At 58.9% G+C, this 16,717-nt stretch carries 17 protein-coding genes (1 of these 17 running past the window's edge); 5 read left to right on the forward strand and 12 right to left on the reverse strand.

Annotated features, from left to right (window positions below):
- The 5 genes from msrP to RMV17_RS25010 all read right to left on the reverse strand — a co-directional run.
- Window positions 1–597, reverse strand: partial view of a protein-methionine-sulfoxide reductase catalytic subunit MsrP gene (gene msrP, locus RMV17_RS24990; RefSeq protein ID WP_108226989.1) — the 5' portion only. 417 nt of this gene lie to the left of the window's left edge; only the first 597 of its 1,014 coding nucleotides appear in the window; its start codon is at window positions 595–597; its stop codon lies beyond the left edge, outside the window.
- A 64-nt stretch (window positions 598–661) separates the two neighbouring features.
- Window positions 662–1,519: a CDP-diacylglycerol--serine O-phosphatidyltransferase gene (pssA, locus tag RMV17_RS24995; protein WP_016983477.1), complete on the reverse strand. Its 858-nt coding sequence runs from the start codon at window positions 1,517–1,519 to the stop codon at window positions 662–664.
- Between the two features lie 147 nt (window positions 1,520–1,666).
- Window positions 1,667–2,683: a ketol-acid reductoisomerase gene (ilvC, locus tag RMV17_RS25000; protein WP_003228216.1), complete on the reverse strand. Its 1,017-nt coding sequence runs from the start codon at window positions 2,681–2,683 to the stop codon at window positions 1,667–1,669.
- Between the two features lie 48 nt (window positions 2,684–2,731).
- Complete coding sequence (gene ilvN, locus RMV17_RS25005) at window positions 2,732–3,223, reverse strand: acetolactate synthase small subunit (protein ID WP_003176102.1); 492 nt, start codon at window positions 3,221–3,223, stop codon at window positions 2,732–2,734.
- 2 nt (window positions 3,224–3,225) lie between these two features.
- On the reverse strand, window positions 3,226–4,950 hold the full coding sequence (locus RMV17_RS25010) for an acetolactate synthase 3 large subunit (RefSeq protein WP_034153917.1): 1,725 nt from the start codon (window positions 4,948–4,950) through the stop codon (window positions 3,226–3,228).
- 399 nt (window positions 4,951–5,349) lie between these two features.
- Between RMV17_RS25010 and RMV17_RS25015 the strand changes: the two genes are divergently transcribed.
- Window positions 5,350–5,766, forward strand: a complete 417-nt coding sequence (locus RMV17_RS25015; RefSeq protein ID WP_311883329.1) for a DUF4124 domain-containing protein — start codon at window positions 5,350–5,352, stop codon at window positions 5,764–5,766.
- 108 nt (window positions 5,767–5,874) lie between these two features.
- Here the strand turns inward: RMV17_RS25015 and RMV17_RS25020 are convergent, their stop codons facing one another.
- From RMV17_RS25020 to mrcB, 3 genes are read right to left on the reverse strand one after another with little or no spacing between them, the layout of a single operon-like run.
- Window positions 5,875–6,210, reverse strand: coding sequence for a YqcC family protein (locus RMV17_RS25020; RefSeq protein WP_311883330.1), 336 nt, complete (start codon window positions 6,208–6,210; stop codon window positions 5,875–5,877).
- Window positions 6,210–6,959, reverse strand: a complete 750-nt coding sequence (locus RMV17_RS25025) for a hypothetical protein (RefSeq protein WP_108226992.1) — start codon at window positions 6,957–6,959, stop codon at window positions 6,210–6,212. Before RMV17_RS25025 ends, RMV17_RS25020 begins: the two co-directional genes overlap by 1 nt.
- 16 nt (window positions 6,960–6,975) lie before the next feature.
- Window positions 6,976–9,300 (reverse strand): penicillin-binding protein 1B, encoded by a 2,325-nt coding sequence (mrcB, locus tag RMV17_RS25030; RefSeq protein ID WP_034153902.1) that lies wholly within the window; start codon window positions 9,298–9,300, stop codon window positions 6,976–6,978.
- A 118-nt stretch (window positions 9,301–9,418) separates the two neighbouring features.
- Between mrcB and RMV17_RS25035 the strand changes: the two genes are divergently transcribed.
- The 4 genes from RMV17_RS25035 to RMV17_RS25050 all read left to right on the forward strand — a co-directional run bounded on the left by RMV17_RS25035 (window position 9,419) and on the right by RMV17_RS25050 (window position 12,787).
- The gene (locus tag RMV17_RS25035; RefSeq protein ID WP_311883332.1) at window positions 9,419–10,975 is read left to right on the forward strand and encodes an AAA family ATPase; all 1,557 of its coding nucleotides are present in this window, start codon (window positions 9,419–9,421) and stop codon (window positions 10,973–10,975) included.
- Between the two features lie 90 nt (window positions 10,976–11,065).
- Complete coding sequence (locus RMV17_RS25040; protein ID WP_007909940.1) at window positions 11,066–11,410, forward strand: pentapeptide repeat-containing protein; 345 nt, start codon at window positions 11,066–11,068, stop codon at window positions 11,408–11,410.
- A 287-nt stretch (window positions 11,411–11,697) separates the two neighbouring features.
- A complete protein-coding gene (locus tag RMV17_RS25045; protein ID WP_003228231.1) occupies window positions 11,698–11,970 on the forward strand; it encodes a TfoX/Sxy family protein in 273 nt (90 codons plus the stop codon).
- 16 nt (window positions 11,971–11,986) lie between these two features.
- On the forward strand, window positions 11,987–12,787 hold the full coding sequence (locus tag RMV17_RS25050; RefSeq protein WP_311883336.1) for a cyclic nucleotide-binding domain-containing protein: 801 nt from the start codon (window positions 11,987–11,989) through the stop codon (window positions 12,785–12,787).
- 227 nt (window positions 12,788–13,014) lie between these two features.
- On the opposite strand, the gene RMV17_RS25055 is transcribed toward RMV17_RS25050, so the two are convergent.
- Genes RMV17_RS25055 through RMV17_RS25070 form a run of 4 tightly spaced genes read right to left on the reverse strand, consistent with a single transcriptional unit; the run spans window position 13,015 to window position 16,561 of the window.
- On the reverse strand, window positions 13,015–13,866 hold the full coding sequence (locus RMV17_RS25055) for a ChaN family lipoprotein (protein ID WP_311883338.1): 852 nt from the start codon (window positions 13,864–13,866) through the stop codon (window positions 13,015–13,017).
- Between the two features lie 21 nt (window positions 13,867–13,887).
- The gene (locus RMV17_RS25060) at window positions 13,888–14,655 is read right to left on the reverse strand and encodes a heme ABC transporter ATP-binding protein (protein WP_034153898.1); all 768 of its coding nucleotides are present in this window, start codon (window positions 14,653–14,655) and stop codon (window positions 13,888–13,890) included.
- The gene (locus RMV17_RS25065; RefSeq protein WP_311883342.1) at window positions 14,655–15,692 is read right to left on the reverse strand and encodes an iron ABC transporter permease; all 1,038 of its coding nucleotides are present in this window, start codon (window positions 15,690–15,692) and stop codon (window positions 14,655–14,657) included. The genes RMV17_RS25060 and RMV17_RS25065 overlap by 1 nt, the downstream gene beginning before the upstream one ends.
- Window positions 15,689–16,561 (reverse strand): ABC transporter substrate-binding protein, encoded by an 873-nt coding sequence (locus RMV17_RS25070; RefSeq protein ID WP_311883344.1) that lies wholly within the window; start codon window positions 16,559–16,561, stop codon window positions 15,689–15,691. The genes RMV17_RS25065 and RMV17_RS25070 overlap by 4 nt, the downstream gene beginning before the upstream one ends.
- Between the last annotated feature and the right edge of the window lie 156 nt (window positions 16,562–16,717).

The following is a 16,717-nucleotide window of genomic DNA, read 5'->3' on the forward strand; positions in this document are numbered from 1 at the left end:
AGAGCGCTGACCGGGCATGCTCTTCGGATCCTGCAAGGTTTCAAAACGGATGTATTTGGCATTCGAGGTAGGTTCGACCTGCTTGAGCAGCGCCGAGATCGGAAAGCCGATCCAAGGAATAACCATCGACCAAGCCTCGACACAGCGCAGGCGATAGATACGTTCCTCCAACTGATACGGCTTCATGAAGTCTTCCAGCGCATAGCGCCCTGGCTTACCCACCTCCCCGTCTATGACCACACTCCAAGGCTCGGTTTTCAGTGATCCGGCATTAGCTGCCGGATCACCCTTGTCGGTACCGAACTCATAGAAGTTGTTGTAGTGAGTGGCGTCTTTATAAGGCGTGATCGCCTCATCCTTAACGTTGACCGCACCCCATTTGGTAGAGGACAGCTTGTCGTTAAACCATGCAGGTGCTTTGCCCGGCTCGACATCGGCATACCGCGCTGCATCGTCGGCATTGGCCCAACGTGGCAGGCTACTGACGGCGATACCGGCAGCAGTAGCACCCAGTAATTGGCGGCGAGAGAGATAAATGGGTTCAGGCGTGACATCCGACTCATGGCAGTCGGACGCTTTGGGGACTTTGATCAACATGGCAACTCCGCAGGCTTTGGAGGACTGATGCACCCATAGACTGCGGAGTATGCGGGAAATTACATTACTCGGCTTTTTTGTGCCGACGAAGATGCAACAGGTACTGCACCGGGCCCGAAGCGGCGTAGGCGAGGAACACCAGCAGCAGAATGCGCGGTGGATCGCTGAAGACCACGGCGAACACCAGCACCACCGCAAGGATAGCCACGAACGGTACGCGCCCCTTCAAGTCCAGCTCTTTAAAGCTGTTGTACTTGATGTTGCTGACCATCAGCATACCGGCAGCCGCCACCATCAACGCGACCAGAAACGACATCTTCGAACCCTGGATCCCGTAATCACTGAACGCCCAGACGATGCCCGCTACCACACCGGCAGCCGCAGGACTGGCCAGGCCAATGAAGTAGCGTTTGTCAGCCGTGCCGACCTGAGTATTGAAACGCGCCAGACGCAACGCCGCGCCCGCTACATAGATGAAGGCGACCATCCAGCCAACCTTGCCCATGTCGCCCAATGCCCAGCCAAACGCCAGCAGCGCCGGTGCAACACCGAAGGCGACCATGTCCGACAGCGAGTCGTACTCGGCGCCGAAGGCACTTTGCGTATTGGTCATGCGTGCCACACGACCGTCGAGGCCGTCGAGCACCATGGCAACGAAAATTGCGATCGCAGCGAACGCGAAATACTTGCTCGCATTGGCCGAGTCGCCAGCGCTTAGAGCAGCCTGGGCACTCATCGAGTTGATGATGGAATAAAACCCTGCGAACAGGTTCGCAGTGGTGAACAGGTTCGGCAGCAGATAGATACCACGATGCCGGACTTTACGACCTTCTGCGTCGTGCCCTTCTTCGATGTGTTCATCGATGGGCAGCAGGCTTTCGGCGTCAGAAGCCTTGTTCGGCTCTTCGGGACGTTCGCTCATGGACATTACCTTGCAACGGTTTGGAGAAATTTCGACAGGTGCTTGAGGACGACAGTTCGGCCACAAACGCTGCAGCTTTATACCAGAACCACACGCTCAAACGAAAAAACGCGGCCGAGGCCGCGTTTTCCGTACAAGAAGGACGACTTAGTTTTTGGCTTTGTCGACGATCTTGTTGGCACCGATCCACGGCATCATGGAGCGCAGTTGCTCGCCGATGATTTCGATACCGTGAGCGGCGTTGTTACGACGCTTGGCGGTCATCGAAGGGTAGCCGGTTGCGCCTTCGCTGATGAACATTTTGGCGTATTCGCCGTCCTGAATACGTTTCAGGGCGTTGCGCATGGCCTGACGGGACTCGGCGTTGATCACTTCCGGGCCAGTCACGTACTCGCCGTACTCAGCGTTGTTGGAGATCGAGTAGTTCATGTTGGCGATACCGCCTTCATACATGAGGTCAACGATCAGCTTCAGTTCGTGCAGGCACTCGAAGTAGGCCATTTCCGGCGCGTAGCCAGCTTCAACCAGAGTTTCGAAACCAGCTTTAACCAGTTCAACGGTACCGCCGCACAGTACGGCTTGTTCGCCGAACAGGTCGGTTTCAGTCTCGTCCTTGAAGGTGGTTTCGATGATACCGGTACGACCGCCGCCAACACCGGCAGCGTAGGACAGTGCAACGTTTTTGGCGTTGCCCGAGGCGTCCTGGTAGATCGCGATCAGGTCAGGAATACCGCCGCCTTTGACGAACTCGGAACGTACGGTGTGGCCTGGTGCTTTCGGCGCGATCATGATCACGTCGAGGTCGGCACGCGGAACAACCTGGTTGTAGTGGATCGCGAAGCCGTGGGAGAAGGCCAGGGTGGCGCCTTTCTTGATGTTCGGCTCGATTTCGTTCTTGTACAGGGAGGACTGGAACTCGTCCGGGGTCAGGATCATGACCAGGTCGGCAGCCGCAACAGCGGAAGCAACGTCGGTCACTTTCAGGCCGTGAGCTTCAGCTTTGGCAACGGTGGCCGAACCTTTACGCAGACCAACGGTAACGTCGACACCGGAGTCTTTCAGGTTGCACGCTTGGGCGTGGCCCTGGGAACCGTAACCGATGATGGCAACTTTCTTGCCCTGGATGATCGACAGGTCGCAGTCTTTATCGTAGAAAACTTTCATGAATTTCCCCTTTATATCCAGGCCGTTCAGGCCATTCGCTAATTTGGTTTAGATGCTGAGTACTTTGTCGCCGCGGGCAATGCCGGTCACGCCGCTACGGACGGTTTCCAGAATCGATGCGGTGCCGATGGACTGAATGAAGCTGTCGAGCTTGTCGCTGGTACCGGTCAGTTGAACGGTATACACGCTGGCGCTGACGTCGACGATCTGTCCACGGTAAATATCGGTGGTGCGTTTGATCTCGGCGCGCTGGGCGCCAGTGGCCTTGACCTTGACCAGCATCAGTTCGCGCTCGATGTGAGCACTTTCCGACAGGTCCACCAGCTTGACCACTTCGATCAGCTTGTTCAGGTTTTTGGTGATCTGCTCGATGACTTCATCGTGGCCAACGGTGGTCAGCGTCAGACGCGACAGGGTCGGGTCTTCGGTCGGGGCCACAGTCAGGCTTTCGATGTTGTAGTTGCGCTGCGAGAACAGGCCGACTACGCGAGACAAAGCGCCGGGTTCGTTTTCCAGAAGCAAGGAAATAATGTGCCGCATGATTAAGTACGCTCCGTCTTGCTCAGCCACATATCGCGCATCGAGCCGTCTTTGATCTGCATCGGGTAGACGTGCTCGCTGGTGTCGACCGAAATATCGATCACGACCAGGCGATCCTTCATGGCGAACGCCTCTGCCATCTTCGACTTCAAATCTTTCGATTCGGTGATGCGTACGCCAACGTGGCCGTAGGCTTCAGCCAGCTTGACGAAGTCAGGCAGCGATTCCATGTAGGAGTGCGAGTGACGGCTGCCATAGCTCATGTCCTGCCACTGACGAACCATCCCCAGAACACCGTTGTTCAGGATGACGATTTTCACTGGCAAGCCATATTGCAGGCAGGTCGACAGTTCCTGGATGTTCATCTGGATACTGCCTTCACCGGTGACGCAGGCAACGTCGTCATCCGGGAAGCTCAACTTGATGCCCATGGCCGCCGGGAAACCGAAGCCCATGGTGCCCAGACCACCGGAGTTGATCCAGCGATTCGGCTTGTTGAACGTGTAGTACTGCGCCGCGAACATCTGGTGCTGGCCCACGTCGGAAGTGATGAAGGCATCGCCCTTGGTCACTTCGCAGAGGGTTTCGATCACGGTCTGCGGCTTGATCATGCTGCCGTCGCCCTTCTCGTAAGGGAACAGGCCGCGATCACCGCGCCATTCATCCACTTGCTTCCACCAACTGGCCACGGACTCCTTGTTCGGGGTCTCGCCGATTTCCTTGAGGATCGCAACCATTTCGGTCAGGACGCTCTCCACCGGACCCACGATTGGCACGTCGGCCTTGATGGTCTTGGAAATCGAAGCCGGGTCGATATCGATGTGGATGATCTTGGCGTTCGGGCAGAACTTCGCCGCGCCGTTGATCACACGATCGTCGAAACGCGCGCCGACCGCGAGGATCACGTCAGCATGGTGCATTGCCAGGTTGGCGGTGTAGCTGCCGTGCATGCCGAGCATGCCGATGAACTGACGATCAGTACCCGGGAAACCACCCAGGCCCATCAACGTGTTGGTCACGGGCAGGTTGAGCATTTTCGCCAGTTCGGTCAGCGGTGCGGAACCGTTGCCGAGAATCACGCCGCCACCGGAGTACATGACCGGACGCTTCGCCGCCAGGAGCATTTCTGCTGCCTTGCGGATTTGCCCGGAGTGACCGCGAACGGCCGGGCTGTAGGAACGCAGCTTGGCTTTCTTCGGGAAGATGTATTCGAACTTTTCGGCCGGGTTGGTCATGTCTTTCGGGATATCGACGACGACCGGGCCCGGACGACCGGATTGCGCCAGGTAGAAAGCCTTCTTCATGACTTCCGGGATTTCCGAAGCGTGCTTGATCATGAAGCTGTGCTTCACGATCGGCCGGGAGATACCGATCATGTCGGTTTCCTGGAACGCGTCGGTGCCGACCATGGTGCTTGGCACCTGACCGGAAATGATCACCATTGGAATCGAGTCCATATAGGCGGTCGCAATACCGGTGATGGCGTTTGTGGCGCCAGGACCGGACGTCACCAATACCACGCCGGCTTTACCGGTGGCACGGGCATAACCGTCAGCCATATGGGTTGCCGCTTGTTCGTGACGAACCAGGATGTGAGTCACTTCCGGTTCTTTGAACAGGGCATCGTAAACATGCAGGAGAGCACCACCCGGGTACCCGTAGATATATTTGACGCCTTCGTCACGCAAAAAGCGGACGAGCATCTCACCGCCAGATAAAAGCTCCACGTTGTTCACCTCTAAAACGCCAGAATACCGTCCACAAAAAAGGGGCGGGTCTTAATAGGTTTACTTCTCGGCAGAGCATGAGCGACGGTGGTCGCCGACTACGTCAGCACTGACTGAGCAAGTATTGGGATCGTCCCAAGTGTTGCGGGCCTTTCCCACCCAGCGCGAGGTAACGCGTTGCGGGTGTAACAGGTCGGCGCGGATGTGCGCCTCATGATCTACCGAGTGGGTCTGCTTCTGGCAGTCCCTCTACAGCGGACTTTGGATTCTTCTGTTTCGCCCTCTCCAAGTCAAGTCGTCTGTGTGGTTAATTGTGGGTAAGCACATGAGAACGCAAGAAAAAACCTGAAAACCGCTACTCTATTAGTGTCAATTGCGCATTTTTGCCAAGGAATCAGCATGCGAACGCTCCTCCTGACTCTGCTGATCGGCCTCAGCCCGTGGTGCACGGCCGCTCAAATCTATAAATGGGTCGATGCCCAAGGTGTCACGCACTTCGATGCGCAGCCGCCTCCGGGTCAGCAGTCGACAACCTTGCAGACGCCCTCCTCGCCCCCACCGAAACCCGCGGCAATGCCGGGCAGCGGCGTGCTGGGAGATCAGAAGGCTATCGATGACAAGGTCAAGAAACAGGTGGCTGACCAACAGGCACAGCTAAAACAGTTCTGCGAACAGGCTCGGACGAACCTTGCGCAATTGCAAAACAATCCGCGCTTGAGGGAAGAGGTGGAGGGACAGTTGCGCCGGCTGGATGATGCGCAGCGTCAGGAACGCATTGTCGAGGCGCAAAAGCAAATCGCGCAGAATTGTGAATAGACACCTGTAGGAGCTGCCGCAGGCTGCGATCTCTTGATTTTGCTTTCAAAAACAAGATCAAAAGATCGCAGCCTTCGGCAGCTCCTACCTATCCGGTGTCAGTCTGGCTCAGCGCGAGGCAGTGATCAGCAGGTCAAACTCTTTGAGCAGCACCTGCAACTGCCGATCCTTGCCACCCAGGTTGCGCTGGGCGAAGACCATTTCGGCCATTTCCTGAATACCCGAGGCATTCGGCAACGGCAGATCCTGCTCAAGGATATATTTCATCTTCGGCAGGAAGATCCATTGCAGCCATTGCTCAAAGTCGAGCGTATCGATCGAAAACGGTTCGACACTGCTCAACGCTTCGGCCGATGGCGGAACTTCGTCCCACCAGCCTTGAGTACGCAGCTCACGCTCGATCAGCAACAACTGATCGGCGATTTTCGGGAAACGGGCATCCATCACAGCGAAACCTTGGCCTTCTGACGGGCCTGAGCGGCACCGGCGGAATCGCCTTGTTTCTCACGGGACTGAGCAATGATTTCCCACAGATTGGCTTGCAGGTCCGGACGACCGTTAGCCATGGTCAGCGCACGACGGGCGAACTGCTCGGCTTGCGGCGCATCGCCTTGAGCCATACGCACTTGCGCCAGGCGATAAAGCACTTGCGGTTCACGCGGGGCGACACGCTGGGCTCGCTCAAGGCTGGACGATGCACCGTTGAGGTCGCCGCCGGCTTGCTGCTGTTGCGCGGTGGTCAGCAGAGCGAGCACCGGGCCGTCAAGTTGCTCATCGGCCGACAAGCCGCCACCACTGCTGGCGGAAGGAATCCCGCTTGGCGTCGATGGCATGCTGTAGCTGCCGGTATTGATCGGCGCAGACTCAGCCGGCGAAGGATTGTACGGCCCCGACGTGATACCGCCGGATGCCGGCCCAGGCACGATTGGCGAAGCGCTGATCGGTGTCGACACGGCAGCGCCGCCACCCGGCACCATCACGACCACACCAGTATCACCTTGCGGAATCGCCTGAGTCTGGCCCTGTGCTGGACGCTTGACCGTCGTTTGACGGAAACCGCCATTGGCCGAAATGCGCTCGCTGTTGGACACCGCAGTACCGGAATCAACCACCGGAATCGAACCACGCTGTACGGTAGAGCAGCCGCTGAGCAAAGCCACGGCGGTCACCGCTGGAATCAACCACTTGTTCACTTGAAACCCTCTTTGCTTAATTCATCCAGCCCTTGACCCAATCCATCACCGACTCGCCGGAAGCAGGCGTTTCGCTTGCACACGCGGCGCCGGGTGGCGGTTCGCTGCCGCGAATATACGGCATCTGCACCGCCCCCGGGCAGTTGGCATCAGAGCCCTGCCCGGTACGCGAATCGACCCACGCCTGCACGACGTTGTCCGGCTGCGGCATGTCCAGCGGCAGCGGATCGGCCTTGCGCATGAAACTGGTCCAGACCTGCAGTGCACCGGTGGCACCGGTGAACGGCGTCTTGCCGTTGTCATCGCGGCCCAGCCAGACCACCGCCAGCAGATCCTGACTGAAACCGGCGAACCAGCTGTCACGGGAATCGTTACTGGTACCGGTCTTGCCCGCCAGCGTCAGAGTCTTGGGCAGCACGTTATAAACCGAGCTGCCGGTACCTTCACGCATCACGCGCTGCATGGCGTTCTGGATCAGATAAATGGACGCCGGGTCGAAACGCTGCTCGATCTGGAACGGATAACGCTTGAGCGGCTCGCCCTCGGCGGTCAGCACGCTGCGAATCCCGCGCATCGGCGTATTGAAACCACCGTTGGCCAGCGTCTGGTACATGGTCGCTACTTCGATCGGGGTCATGCCGCCAGCACCGAGCAACATCGACGGGAATGCCGGGAACTCACGCGTCACGCCCAGACGACCGAGCGTTTTCAAGACATTCGGCACACCGACTTCCAGACCCAGACGCGAGGTCGACAGGTTGTAGGAATGCGCCAGGCCCTGATAAAGGAACACGGTGCCGTGGGAGCGGCGATCATAGTTCTGCGGTTTCCACACCTGACCGTTCGCGCCTTTGACCGACAACGGATCGTCCGACAGCCAACTGGTCAGCGTGTACTGGCTTGGTTTCTCCAGCGCAGTCAGATAAACCGCAGGCTTGATCAACGAGCCGATCGGTCGCACCGCATCCAGCGCACGGTTGAAACCGGCGTAACTGGCCTGACGGCTGCCAATCATCGCCTGGACTTCGCCGGTTTCCGGATTGGTCACGACCATCGCCGCTTCCACATCATCGGAGCCTTTACGCCCGGACAGACGTTTAAAGGTGTCGTTGACCGACGCCTCGGCTTTCATCTGCAGGATCGGGTCGAAGCTGGTGAAGATGCGCAGGCCTTCTTCGGTCAAGTCTTCGTCGCGGTAGTCTTCACGCAACTGGCGTTTGACCAGATCGATAAAGCCCGGGAACGAGCTGTCGGCCAGTTTGCCGCGAGTGGTTACGCCCAGCGGCATGTTCTTCGCTGCGGCCACTTGTTCGGCCGTCGCCACGCCTTGCTGCTCAAGCACGTCGAGCACCAGGTTACGCCGTTCCAGCGCACGCTCGGGATTACGACGCGGGTTGTAGTAGGACGGGCCTTTGACCATGCCGACCAGCAACGCCACCTGATGCAGTTTCAGCTCGGACAATGGCTGGCCAAAGAAGAACTGGCTGGCCAGACCGAAACCGTGCACCGCACGCTGACCGTCCTGCCCGACGAAGACTTCGTTGAGGTAGGCCTCAAGGATTTCCTTTTTGTCGTAATGCAGTTCCAGCAGCATCGCCATCATCGCTTCGGTGAGCTTGCGGGTCAGGCTGCGTTCGCTGGTCAGGTAGAAGTTTTTCACCAACTGCTGGGTCAGCGTACTGCCGCCCTGAGTCATCTTGCCGCCAGAGGTGTTGACCCAGATAGCACGGGCAATCGACTTCGGCGACACCCCCCAGTGACTGTAATAATCGCGGTCTTCGACAGCCACCAGGGTTTCGAGCAGATACGGTGGCACCTGATCGAGTTTGATCAGAATGCGGTCTTCGAGATTCTTCGGATAAATACCACCGATCATCAGCGGCTCGAGGCGCACAACGGACAATTTCGCACCGTTGGTCGCCGACAGCTCAGCCACATAATCGCCGGAGAAACGCACGCGCACTGGCTGCGGTTTCTCCAGACCTTCGTAAAACTGGAAGCCACGGGTATTCAGATCGACTGTATTGCCGCTGACGGCTGCGGCGCCAGGGCCATTGCTCACGGCTTCGCGACGATAGCCGAGGGCATCGAGTTCGGTAAGGAAATCGTCCTTGCTGAGCTTTTGTCCGACGAACAGCTCGAGCGGGCGCGCATAGACCTTGGCCGGGATGGTCCAGCGCTTGCCGGAGAACTTCTCCTGCACCACGGCATCGAGGTATACGGCGAAGCCGGCCAGCACGACAAGGCCGACCAGACTGAGTTTAATGGCCCAGCTCAACCACGGGCTAAGGCCCTTGGAGGGTGGTTTTTTCTTGGTACGGGGGGATCGAGTTCGAGTCATGGCGGCGGATTATACGCACTTTATTCATCCTCAACAGGAGCGCTCCGAGGTTTGCGTCGGGCTGGCGAGCGGCCATAATGGCGGCCTCGAATTTCCCCCAGTCTCTGAAGGATCGCCCGTGAGCCAGTCACTGATCGCTGCCCTGCAAAACCCGGCCCTCTACCCGCACCCTGTCGAAGGGTTTCAGGTCATCGAAACGCATATCTCGTGGGTGATCCTCACCGGTCCCTTCGCTTATAAAGTGAAGAAGCCGGTCAATTTCGGCTTCCTCGACTTCACCGGCCTCGAGTCGCGCGCACATTTCTGCGCCGAAGAGCTGCGTCTGAACCAGCGTCTGACTGAAGATTTGTATCTGGAAGTGTTGCCGGTGACTGGCAGCGTCGAAGCTCCGCAACTGGGCGGCGACGGCCCGGCCATCGAATATGTGCTGAAAATGCGCCAGTTCCCGCAGAGCGGTTTGCTCAGCACCCTGCAAGCCAACGGCGAGCTGACCACACAGCACATCGACGAGATGGCCGAGCAGATCGCCCGCTTCCATCTCACCGCGCCAAAAGTCCCGGCCGAACACGACGCCGGCACCCCGGACAGCGTGATGGCGCCGGTCGCGCAAAACTTCGAGCAGATCCTGCCGTTCCTCAGCGACAAGAACGATCTGCTGCAACTCGACGCGCTGAAGGCCTGGGCCGAAAGCAGCTTCGAACGCCTCAAGCCATTGTTCGCCCAACGCAAGGTCGAAGGCTTTACCCGTGAATGCCACGGCGATATCCACCTGGGCAACGCCACGGTCATCGACGGCAAAGTGGTGATCTTCGACTGCATCGAGTTCAACGAACCCTTCCGCTTCACTGACGTCTGGGCCGACACCGGTTTCCTCGCGATGGACCTGGAAGACCGTGGCCTGAAATCCCTGGCGCGCCGCTTCATCAGCCAGTATCTGGAACTGACCGGCGACTATCAGGGCCTGGAAGTGCTCAACTTCTATAAAGCCTACCGCGCTCTGGTGCGCGCCAAGGTTACGCTGTTCAGCATGCCGGCGGACGCGACCCCGGTGCAGCGCGCCACCACCCTGCGCCAGTACCGCAACTACGCCAACCTGGCCGAAAGCTACAGCACCATTCCGTCGCGCTTCATGGCAATCACCCACGGCGTTTCCGCTGTCGGCAAGAGCCACGTAGCCATGCGTCTGGTCGAAGCGCTGGGCGCGATTCGTCTGCGTTCGGACGTAGAACGCAAGCGTCTGTTCGGTGAGCAAACTGTTGCCAATGATGTGCAGGCCGGCATTTACAGCAACGACGCCAGCGTGGTGACCTACGCGCGCCTGCATGAAATCGCTGAAGTCATCCTGCACGCCGGGTTCCCGGTGGTCATTGACGCCACTTACCTCAAACGCGAACAACGCGACAACGCGGCGAAGATCGCCGAAGCCACCGGCACACCATTCCTGATCCTCGACTGCAATGCGCCGCAAGCGGTGATCGAGAGCTGGTTGGCGATTCGTCAGGCGGATAAACAGGATCCGTCCGACGCTACGCTGGCCGTGATCGAAGCTCAGCAGGCCAATCGCGAAGCCCTGACGCCGGAAGAAATCCTGCGCAGTAAACGCGTGCAGACCAATGAGTCCGGCACGCTGGACACCGTGGTCGCGCAGATCCGTCAGCGCCTGCCAGGCCTGTAAGAAACTATTTCGGCCGTGAAGCCCTCGCTTGCTTCACGGCCGCCAAATAGTGGCACTATACTGGCGCCATAAAACCAACGGTGATATGACATGAGCCAGCCGAAACTTCTCGACACCCCGCTATATGCCTTGCTGCACAAAGACGACATCACAGGTTTCAACAAGGAGCGTCCACAGGACGGCCCGATTGACATGGTCGGCGGCGATTTCCGTGGTCTTGATTTGCGTGAACTGAACGCCGATGGCGTGGATTTCCGCGACGCTTACTTCCGTTCTGCCGATTTGCGTGGCATCGATTTCCGCAATGCATCGCTGGAAGGCGCAAGTCTGGCTCACGCACAGATTTCCGGGGCGTATTTCCCGCCGGAGCTGAGTGCTGACGAGATTCTGATGTCGATGAATTTCGGTACGCGCTTGCGTTATCGCACTCGCTGATATGCATACCCCTCTCTGATACAACACCCACCTGGTGGGAGCGAGCCTGCTCGCGAAGAGGGAGTGTCAGTCACCCTGATCGTGAAAGTCATAGCGCTTTCGCGAGCAGGCTCGCTCCCACATTTGGAATGTGTTTCCTCCCGCCTTTCTGCGTTCGCAGGCCGGTTAAGCTCCCTTTCTTAGAAGCATTTGCGTCGAATCCGACCAAACAACCACGCTTTTCCTACTGATGGCTACACTCCTGAGAAGCTCGCCCACGCACCATTCGGCCGTCGCAAGGAGGCTTGATGAATGATGAACTGCAACACCTGAAGAATCTTGGCAAGACGTCGGCGCAATGGCTGCATGCCGTGGGCATCCACAGCGCCTCGGACTTGCGTCGCCTGGGCGCCGTGGACGCCTACCGGGCCGTGCGTACCCGCGGGTTTCGCGCATCGAAGGTGTTGTTGTATGCGATCGAAGGCGCACTGATGGATGTGCACTGGAACGACATCCCCGCCGAACGCAAGGACGCCTTGAACAAGCAGCTTGAAGCCATTTCCTCGCGCCACAAGAACTGAACGGGCATAGACCGTCATGTATTTACTGGGGGAACAATCGGCTTGGGCCGATGCCTTGATCAACCGTTTGCAGAGCTTGCCCGCGCTGTGGCTCCGCGATTTGGCGCCTTGCGGGCCTTCTCTGGAACTGGAAGCGACGGAAGACTTACTCACGAAAATGCCCACTGATCAGTTATTCCTGCTCAATGAAGGTGTGATCAGCGGCTGTCTGGGCGCACGTCAGCTGTTTTATTGGCAGGAGGGTGATCTGATCGGCCTTCAGCAGGGTGAGGACTGGGCTGATTGCCGTTTGTGCAGTGATGGGGCATTGCGTTTGACGCCCTATCGGCGCCGTGAGGTTTTTCAGCACTTGTATGCCGACGCTCGTCGGGCAGACCAGTTTCTGGAGTATCTGCTAGGGCAAATGGCAATCCTCGCCCATGCCGTCGCAGAACTGAAACCGCGCGAGTTTCGCAGTACCAATGGCTTCAAACGGGTCGAAGCGGGTGAAATTCTGATCAATCAGGGTGACGCGGCTGATCACGTGTTTGTGATCATCGACGGGCATGCCGAAGCATTTGTAGACGGGCAGAAAGTCGGAGACGTGGCCAAGGACGAGATTTTCGGTGCCATGGCCGTGTTCACTGGCGAACCACGCAATGCCACGGTCGTTGCCCGAGAGCCGAGCACCGTAATGCTGATTCCCGGTGATCAATTCTTGAATATGACCCGCACCAATCCGAAGATCGCCCACAGCCTGATCGAGAGCATGGCGCGGCGGATCGGCCAGCTCAATCGGCAGATCACGCAACTGCCCACGACTGAAGGTCAGCGCTGAAGCCCTTTGCTTACCGGGCGTTCCGGCCATTTTCCAGACGAATTAAAAGAAACGGAAAAACAGTTGTTGACTCGGTAATGAGAATCGCTATGATTATCACAACTGGTCGCAAGATCAGTCGATATTCTGAAAAGCCCTTGGTTCGGACTCTCAGATTATCTCCTCATCAGGCTAATCACGGTTATTTGACCCGGTTTTTACCGGGTCTTTTTTTGCCTGTGGAAAAGTCATTTGCCGAACTGTTTGCGCATCTGCTCGCAGTAGTCCTGCTTGGGCGTGGCGGGCGTGTACCAAACGTAGTCGGCCATCGCGGCGGTCACCTCAGCGCCCTGCTCTGCCAGCATCAATACTGTTGGAGCCACAGTGGCACGCAAATCCACAACATGCAGCGGCACGCCAACATCCTTGCGCGCATGCCACGCGCCGGCCAGCAGGAGTGAAGGTGTGGGGGCCGCCATCAGACGCTCAGCCATACGCCGGTCACGTTGTTGCTGAACAGCGAGCATTGCCGGCATCTGTGATTCGGGCAGCAGGCCACAGTGGGAATCGCTGATCTGTTCCAGCAATACAGTTTTCACCGATTCAGCATTGCTGCGCGCGCCCTTCAACACCGGTGGATCACGATAGAAGGTGCGGATTTCGGCGCTGGTCAGATTCGCCGCCAGCATTGGATACGGTTGCGTGAGAGCGAAACGGACAATGGGCCCGTAGAGATTCCAGTCCCAGCCATCCTCCCAGACCAATGCGCCAGGGAGGTCGGCGGGCGGCGTTGTCGCCAGGCGCACTTGATCAACGCGAGGCTGCTGATCCGGCGTGAGCATTTCCAGGAGCAGGCTACCTTGCGGCCGCTGCTCACCGATCGAGCGCAACAACCACAATTGCGCTGCGTGATGATCGGCATTGTCATGCTGCTCGCCGATGATCAACCGCTCAGGCTCAGCCAAGCGCTTCAGCAGTTGCTGCGCCGTCAGCACTTCACCGTTGCGCAAATCGCGAATCTCGCCACTGACCGGAGGTGGCGCCACAGCATGCTGACACCCCGCAAGCAACACCACCGCCAACAGCCACAAACCACGCATGCAATCACCTCAATGGTCCAGTCAGCGGGCGATGATCAGCGGATGCCCACGCTCCGGGTGCGGCTGCACCAACACTTCGAGACCGAATACAGCCTGGAGCGTGTCCGGTCGCAAAACCTGCTGCGGTGTATCCAGCGCCACCGGACGCCCACCTTCCAACAGCAGAATGCGATCACAATAACGCGCCGCCAGATTCAGATCATGCAGGATCACCAACACCGCCGCGCCACGATCGGCAAACTCGCGCACGGCCTGCAGTGTCGTGTGTTGATGCAGCGGATCAAGCATCGACGTGGGCTCATCCAGCAGCAGCGTCTGCCCGGCCTGCCCCGGCCAAAGCTGCGCCAGTACCCGAGCCAGATGCACACGCTGCCGTTCGCCACCGGACAGCGCCAGATAACTGCGACCGCTCAAGTGTCCGGCATCCGCCGCCACCAATGCCTGCGCGATGATTTCGTCATCCCGCACCCGACCGCTTTGCCAAGGCAAACGGCCCATGCCCACCACGTCTTCAACGCGAAAAGCAAAATCCAGGGTCGACACCTGAGGCAACACCGCCAATCGCTGCGCGCGCTGCGGGCCGGTCCAGTGACTCAACGCTTGCCCGTCGAGCGAAACCCCGCCCGCGCTCGCCGTCAACTCACCGCACAACGCGCCCAGCAAGGTACTTTTGCCCGCACCGTTCGGGCCGAGTACACCGAGCACTTCACCCGGTTCGAGCTGCAACGTGACATCGCTGAGCACGGTCTTGCGACCTCGATGGATGTGCAGGTTCTGCGCACGCAACATCAGGCACGCCCTCGCAGCAGCAAATAGAGGAAGAACGGCGCACCGATAAACGCGGTGACGATGCCGATCGGCAACTCTGCCGGGGCCAGCGCCAGCCGCGCGACCAGATCAGCCAACAGCAACAGGCTCGCCCCCGCCAGCACGGAGGCCGGCAGCAACACTTTGTGATCAGGCCCTGCCAGCAAACGTACCAGATGCGGTACCACCAGCCCGACAAAACCGATCATCCCGGCGGCCGCCACTGCTGCGCCAACCCCCAGCGCTGTACAGAACACCAATTCACGTTTGAGCCGTTCGACATCGATGCCCAGATGCCCAGCCTCGGATTCCCCGAGCAGCAAGGCATTCAGCGCTTTCGCCCGGCGCGGCAACCACAACGCGACAGCGGCGCTGATGATCAGCAATGGCCACAACCGCGCGTAACTGGCGCCGTTGAGACTGCCCAGGTTCCAGAACGTCAGCGTGCGCAGGGTCGCGTCATCCGCCAGATAAGTGAACAGCCCCACCGCCGAACCGGCCAGCGCCGTCAGCGCGATGCCCGCCAGCAACATGGTCGCGACGTTGGTCTGGCCATTACGGCGACCCAGTCGATACACCAGCGCCGTCACGCCGAGACCGCCGAGAAACGCGCAGACCGACAGCAGATACGGCCCGAACCATTCCGGCAGGCCGCCAAAAAAAGAACCGCCGACAATCGCGATCGCTGCACCCAATGCCGCGCCGCTGGAAACACCGACCAGTCCCGGATCGGCCAGTGGATTACGAAACAAGCCCTGCATCGCCACGCCGGACAACGCCAGCACACCGCCGACCGCCAGCCCGAGCAAAGTTCGCGGCAGACGAATCTGCCCAAGGATCAGTTCAGCCTGCTCCAGCCCGTCCGGCGCCAACGGCACGCCGAGCATGCGCAATCCTGCACGCAACGTGTCGAACAGCGGCAGACTGACAGGCCCGAGTGCCAACGATAGCCAGATCGCCAATAAACACAGGAGCGTCAGACCGATGAACAAGCCACGGGGTTTTACCAGTGTGGTCATTGGCCGCTCTTGGCCGGGTAGAAACCGTCAGACAGGGTTTTCAACGCTGCCGGCAAACGCGGCCCGAGCCCACCGACCAACAAGGTCGGATCAAGCTCCAGCACACGCCCGGCCTTGGCCGCGCGACTTGAATTGAGAATCGGATTTTCCTTGAACAACGCTGCTTTCGCCGCGTCACCGGTCAACGCACGGTCGGCGAATACCAGCACTTCAGGATCAAGGCTGGCGAGGGATTCCACGGAAAACGGCTTGTAACCCGTGTGCGTCGCCAGGTTATGTCCGCCCGCCTGTTGCAGCAGCCAGTCGGCGGCGGTGTCCTTGCCGGCGATCAATGGCTTGCCACCGGCATGTCCAAGCAACAGCAGCACACCCGGCGCTTTTTGTCTGGTCTGCACTTCGGTAACCCGAGCCTTCTGCGCATCGAGTTGCTGTTGATAGCTTTGCAGCAGTTGCGCGGCCTGAGCCTGCGCGCCGAGCAATTGGCCCAAATGAGTAACGTTTTTCTCCAGCGTTGGCAGATCTGGCTGAGCCGAGAACAACGCCACCTGAACCTTGGCCGCTTTTACCTGCGACAGTACGGGTGGCGGGCCCATTTCTTCGGTGCCGATAAGAATATCCGGACGCAGACTGAGAATGCCCTCAGCGGAAAGGCTGCGTTGATAACCAATGCTTGGCAGCGCCTTCAACGACTCCGGATGCTGGCTGGTGGTATCGACGCCAACCAGTTTCGACTCGCCGCCCAATGCCGTTACCCACTCCGACAGCGCACCGCCGGCGCTGACCCAACGTTGCGGCAAATCAGCCGCTGCAGCCTGGTGGCGGAGCAAAAGTCCGACACACAGCGCGACAACGCGGGTACTCAGGCGCATACACAGCTTCCTTGAATAAGGTTTTTCCCGGGCATCAGGATGGCAGGCCAAGTATCCTCGACATCTGCCAGATGCCTGCGGGTGAAGGCCGCCATTTGATAATTGTTTGCATTTAAACGTCAAGCTCGGACATATCCAGACACGAGCGGACACTAG

The sequence above is a fragment of the Pseudomonas sp. VD-NE ins genome, assembly GCF_031882575.1.
GTDB lineage: Bacteria > Pseudomonadota > Gammaproteobacteria > Pseudomonadales > Pseudomonadaceae > Aquipseudomonas > Aquipseudomonas fluorescens_BZ.

What these genes read in the sequence shown, in the direction of transcription:
- ilvN (WP_003176102.1), bottom strand. Translation starts at nt 3,223, where the DNA reads ATGCGGCACATTATTTCCTTGCTTCTGGAAAACGAACCCGGCGCTTTG.
- RMV17_RS25070 (WP_311883344.1), bottom strand. Translation starts at nt 16,561, where the DNA reads ATGCGCCTGAGTACCCGCGTTGTCGCGCTGTGTGTCGGACTTTTGCTC.
- RMV17_RS25055 (WP_311883338.1), bottom strand. Translation starts at nt 13,866, where the DNA reads ATGCGTGGTTTGTGGCTGTTGGCGGTGGTGTTGCTTGCGGGGTGTCAG.
- pssA (WP_016983477.1), bottom strand. Translation starts at nt 1,519, where the DNA reads ATGAGCGAACGTCCCGAAGAGCCGAACAAGGCTTCTGACGCCGAAAGC.
- RMV17_RS25050 (WP_311883336.1), top strand. Translation starts at nt 11,987, where the DNA reads ATGTATTTACTGGGGGAACAATCGGCTTGGGCCGATGCCTTGATCAAC.
- RMV17_RS25045 (WP_003228231.1), top strand. Translation starts at nt 11,698, where the DNA reads ATGAATGATGAACTGCAACACCTGAAGAATCTTGGCAAGACGTCGGCG.
- mrcB (WP_034153902.1), bottom strand. Translation starts at nt 9,300, where the DNA reads ATGACTCGAACTCGATCCCCCCGTACCAAGAAAAAACCACCCTCCAAG.
- RMV17_RS25065 (WP_311883342.1), bottom strand. Translation starts at nt 15,692, where the DNA reads ATGACCACACTGGTAAAACCCCGTGGCTTGTTCATCGGTCTGACGCTC.
- ilvC (WP_003228216.1), bottom strand. Translation starts at nt 2,683, where the DNA reads ATGAAAGTTTTCTACGATAAAGACTGCGACCTGTCGATCATCCAGGGC.
- RMV17_RS25015 (WP_311883329.1), top strand. Translation starts at nt 5,350, where the DNA reads ATGCGAACGCTCCTCCTGACTCTGCTGATCGGCCTCAGCCCGTGGTGC.
- RMV17_RS25020 (WP_311883330.1), bottom strand. Translation starts at nt 6,210, where the DNA reads ATGGATGCCCGTTTCCCGAAAATCGCCGATCAGTTGTTGCTGATCGAG.
- RMV17_RS25040 (WP_007909940.1), top strand. Translation starts at nt 11,066, where the DNA reads ATGAGCCAGCCGAAACTTCTCGACACCCCGCTATATGCCTTGCTGCAC.
- RMV17_RS25060 (WP_034153898.1), bottom strand. Translation starts at nt 14,655, where the DNA reads ATGTTGCGTGCGCAGAACCTGCACATCCATCGAGGTCGCAAGACCGTG.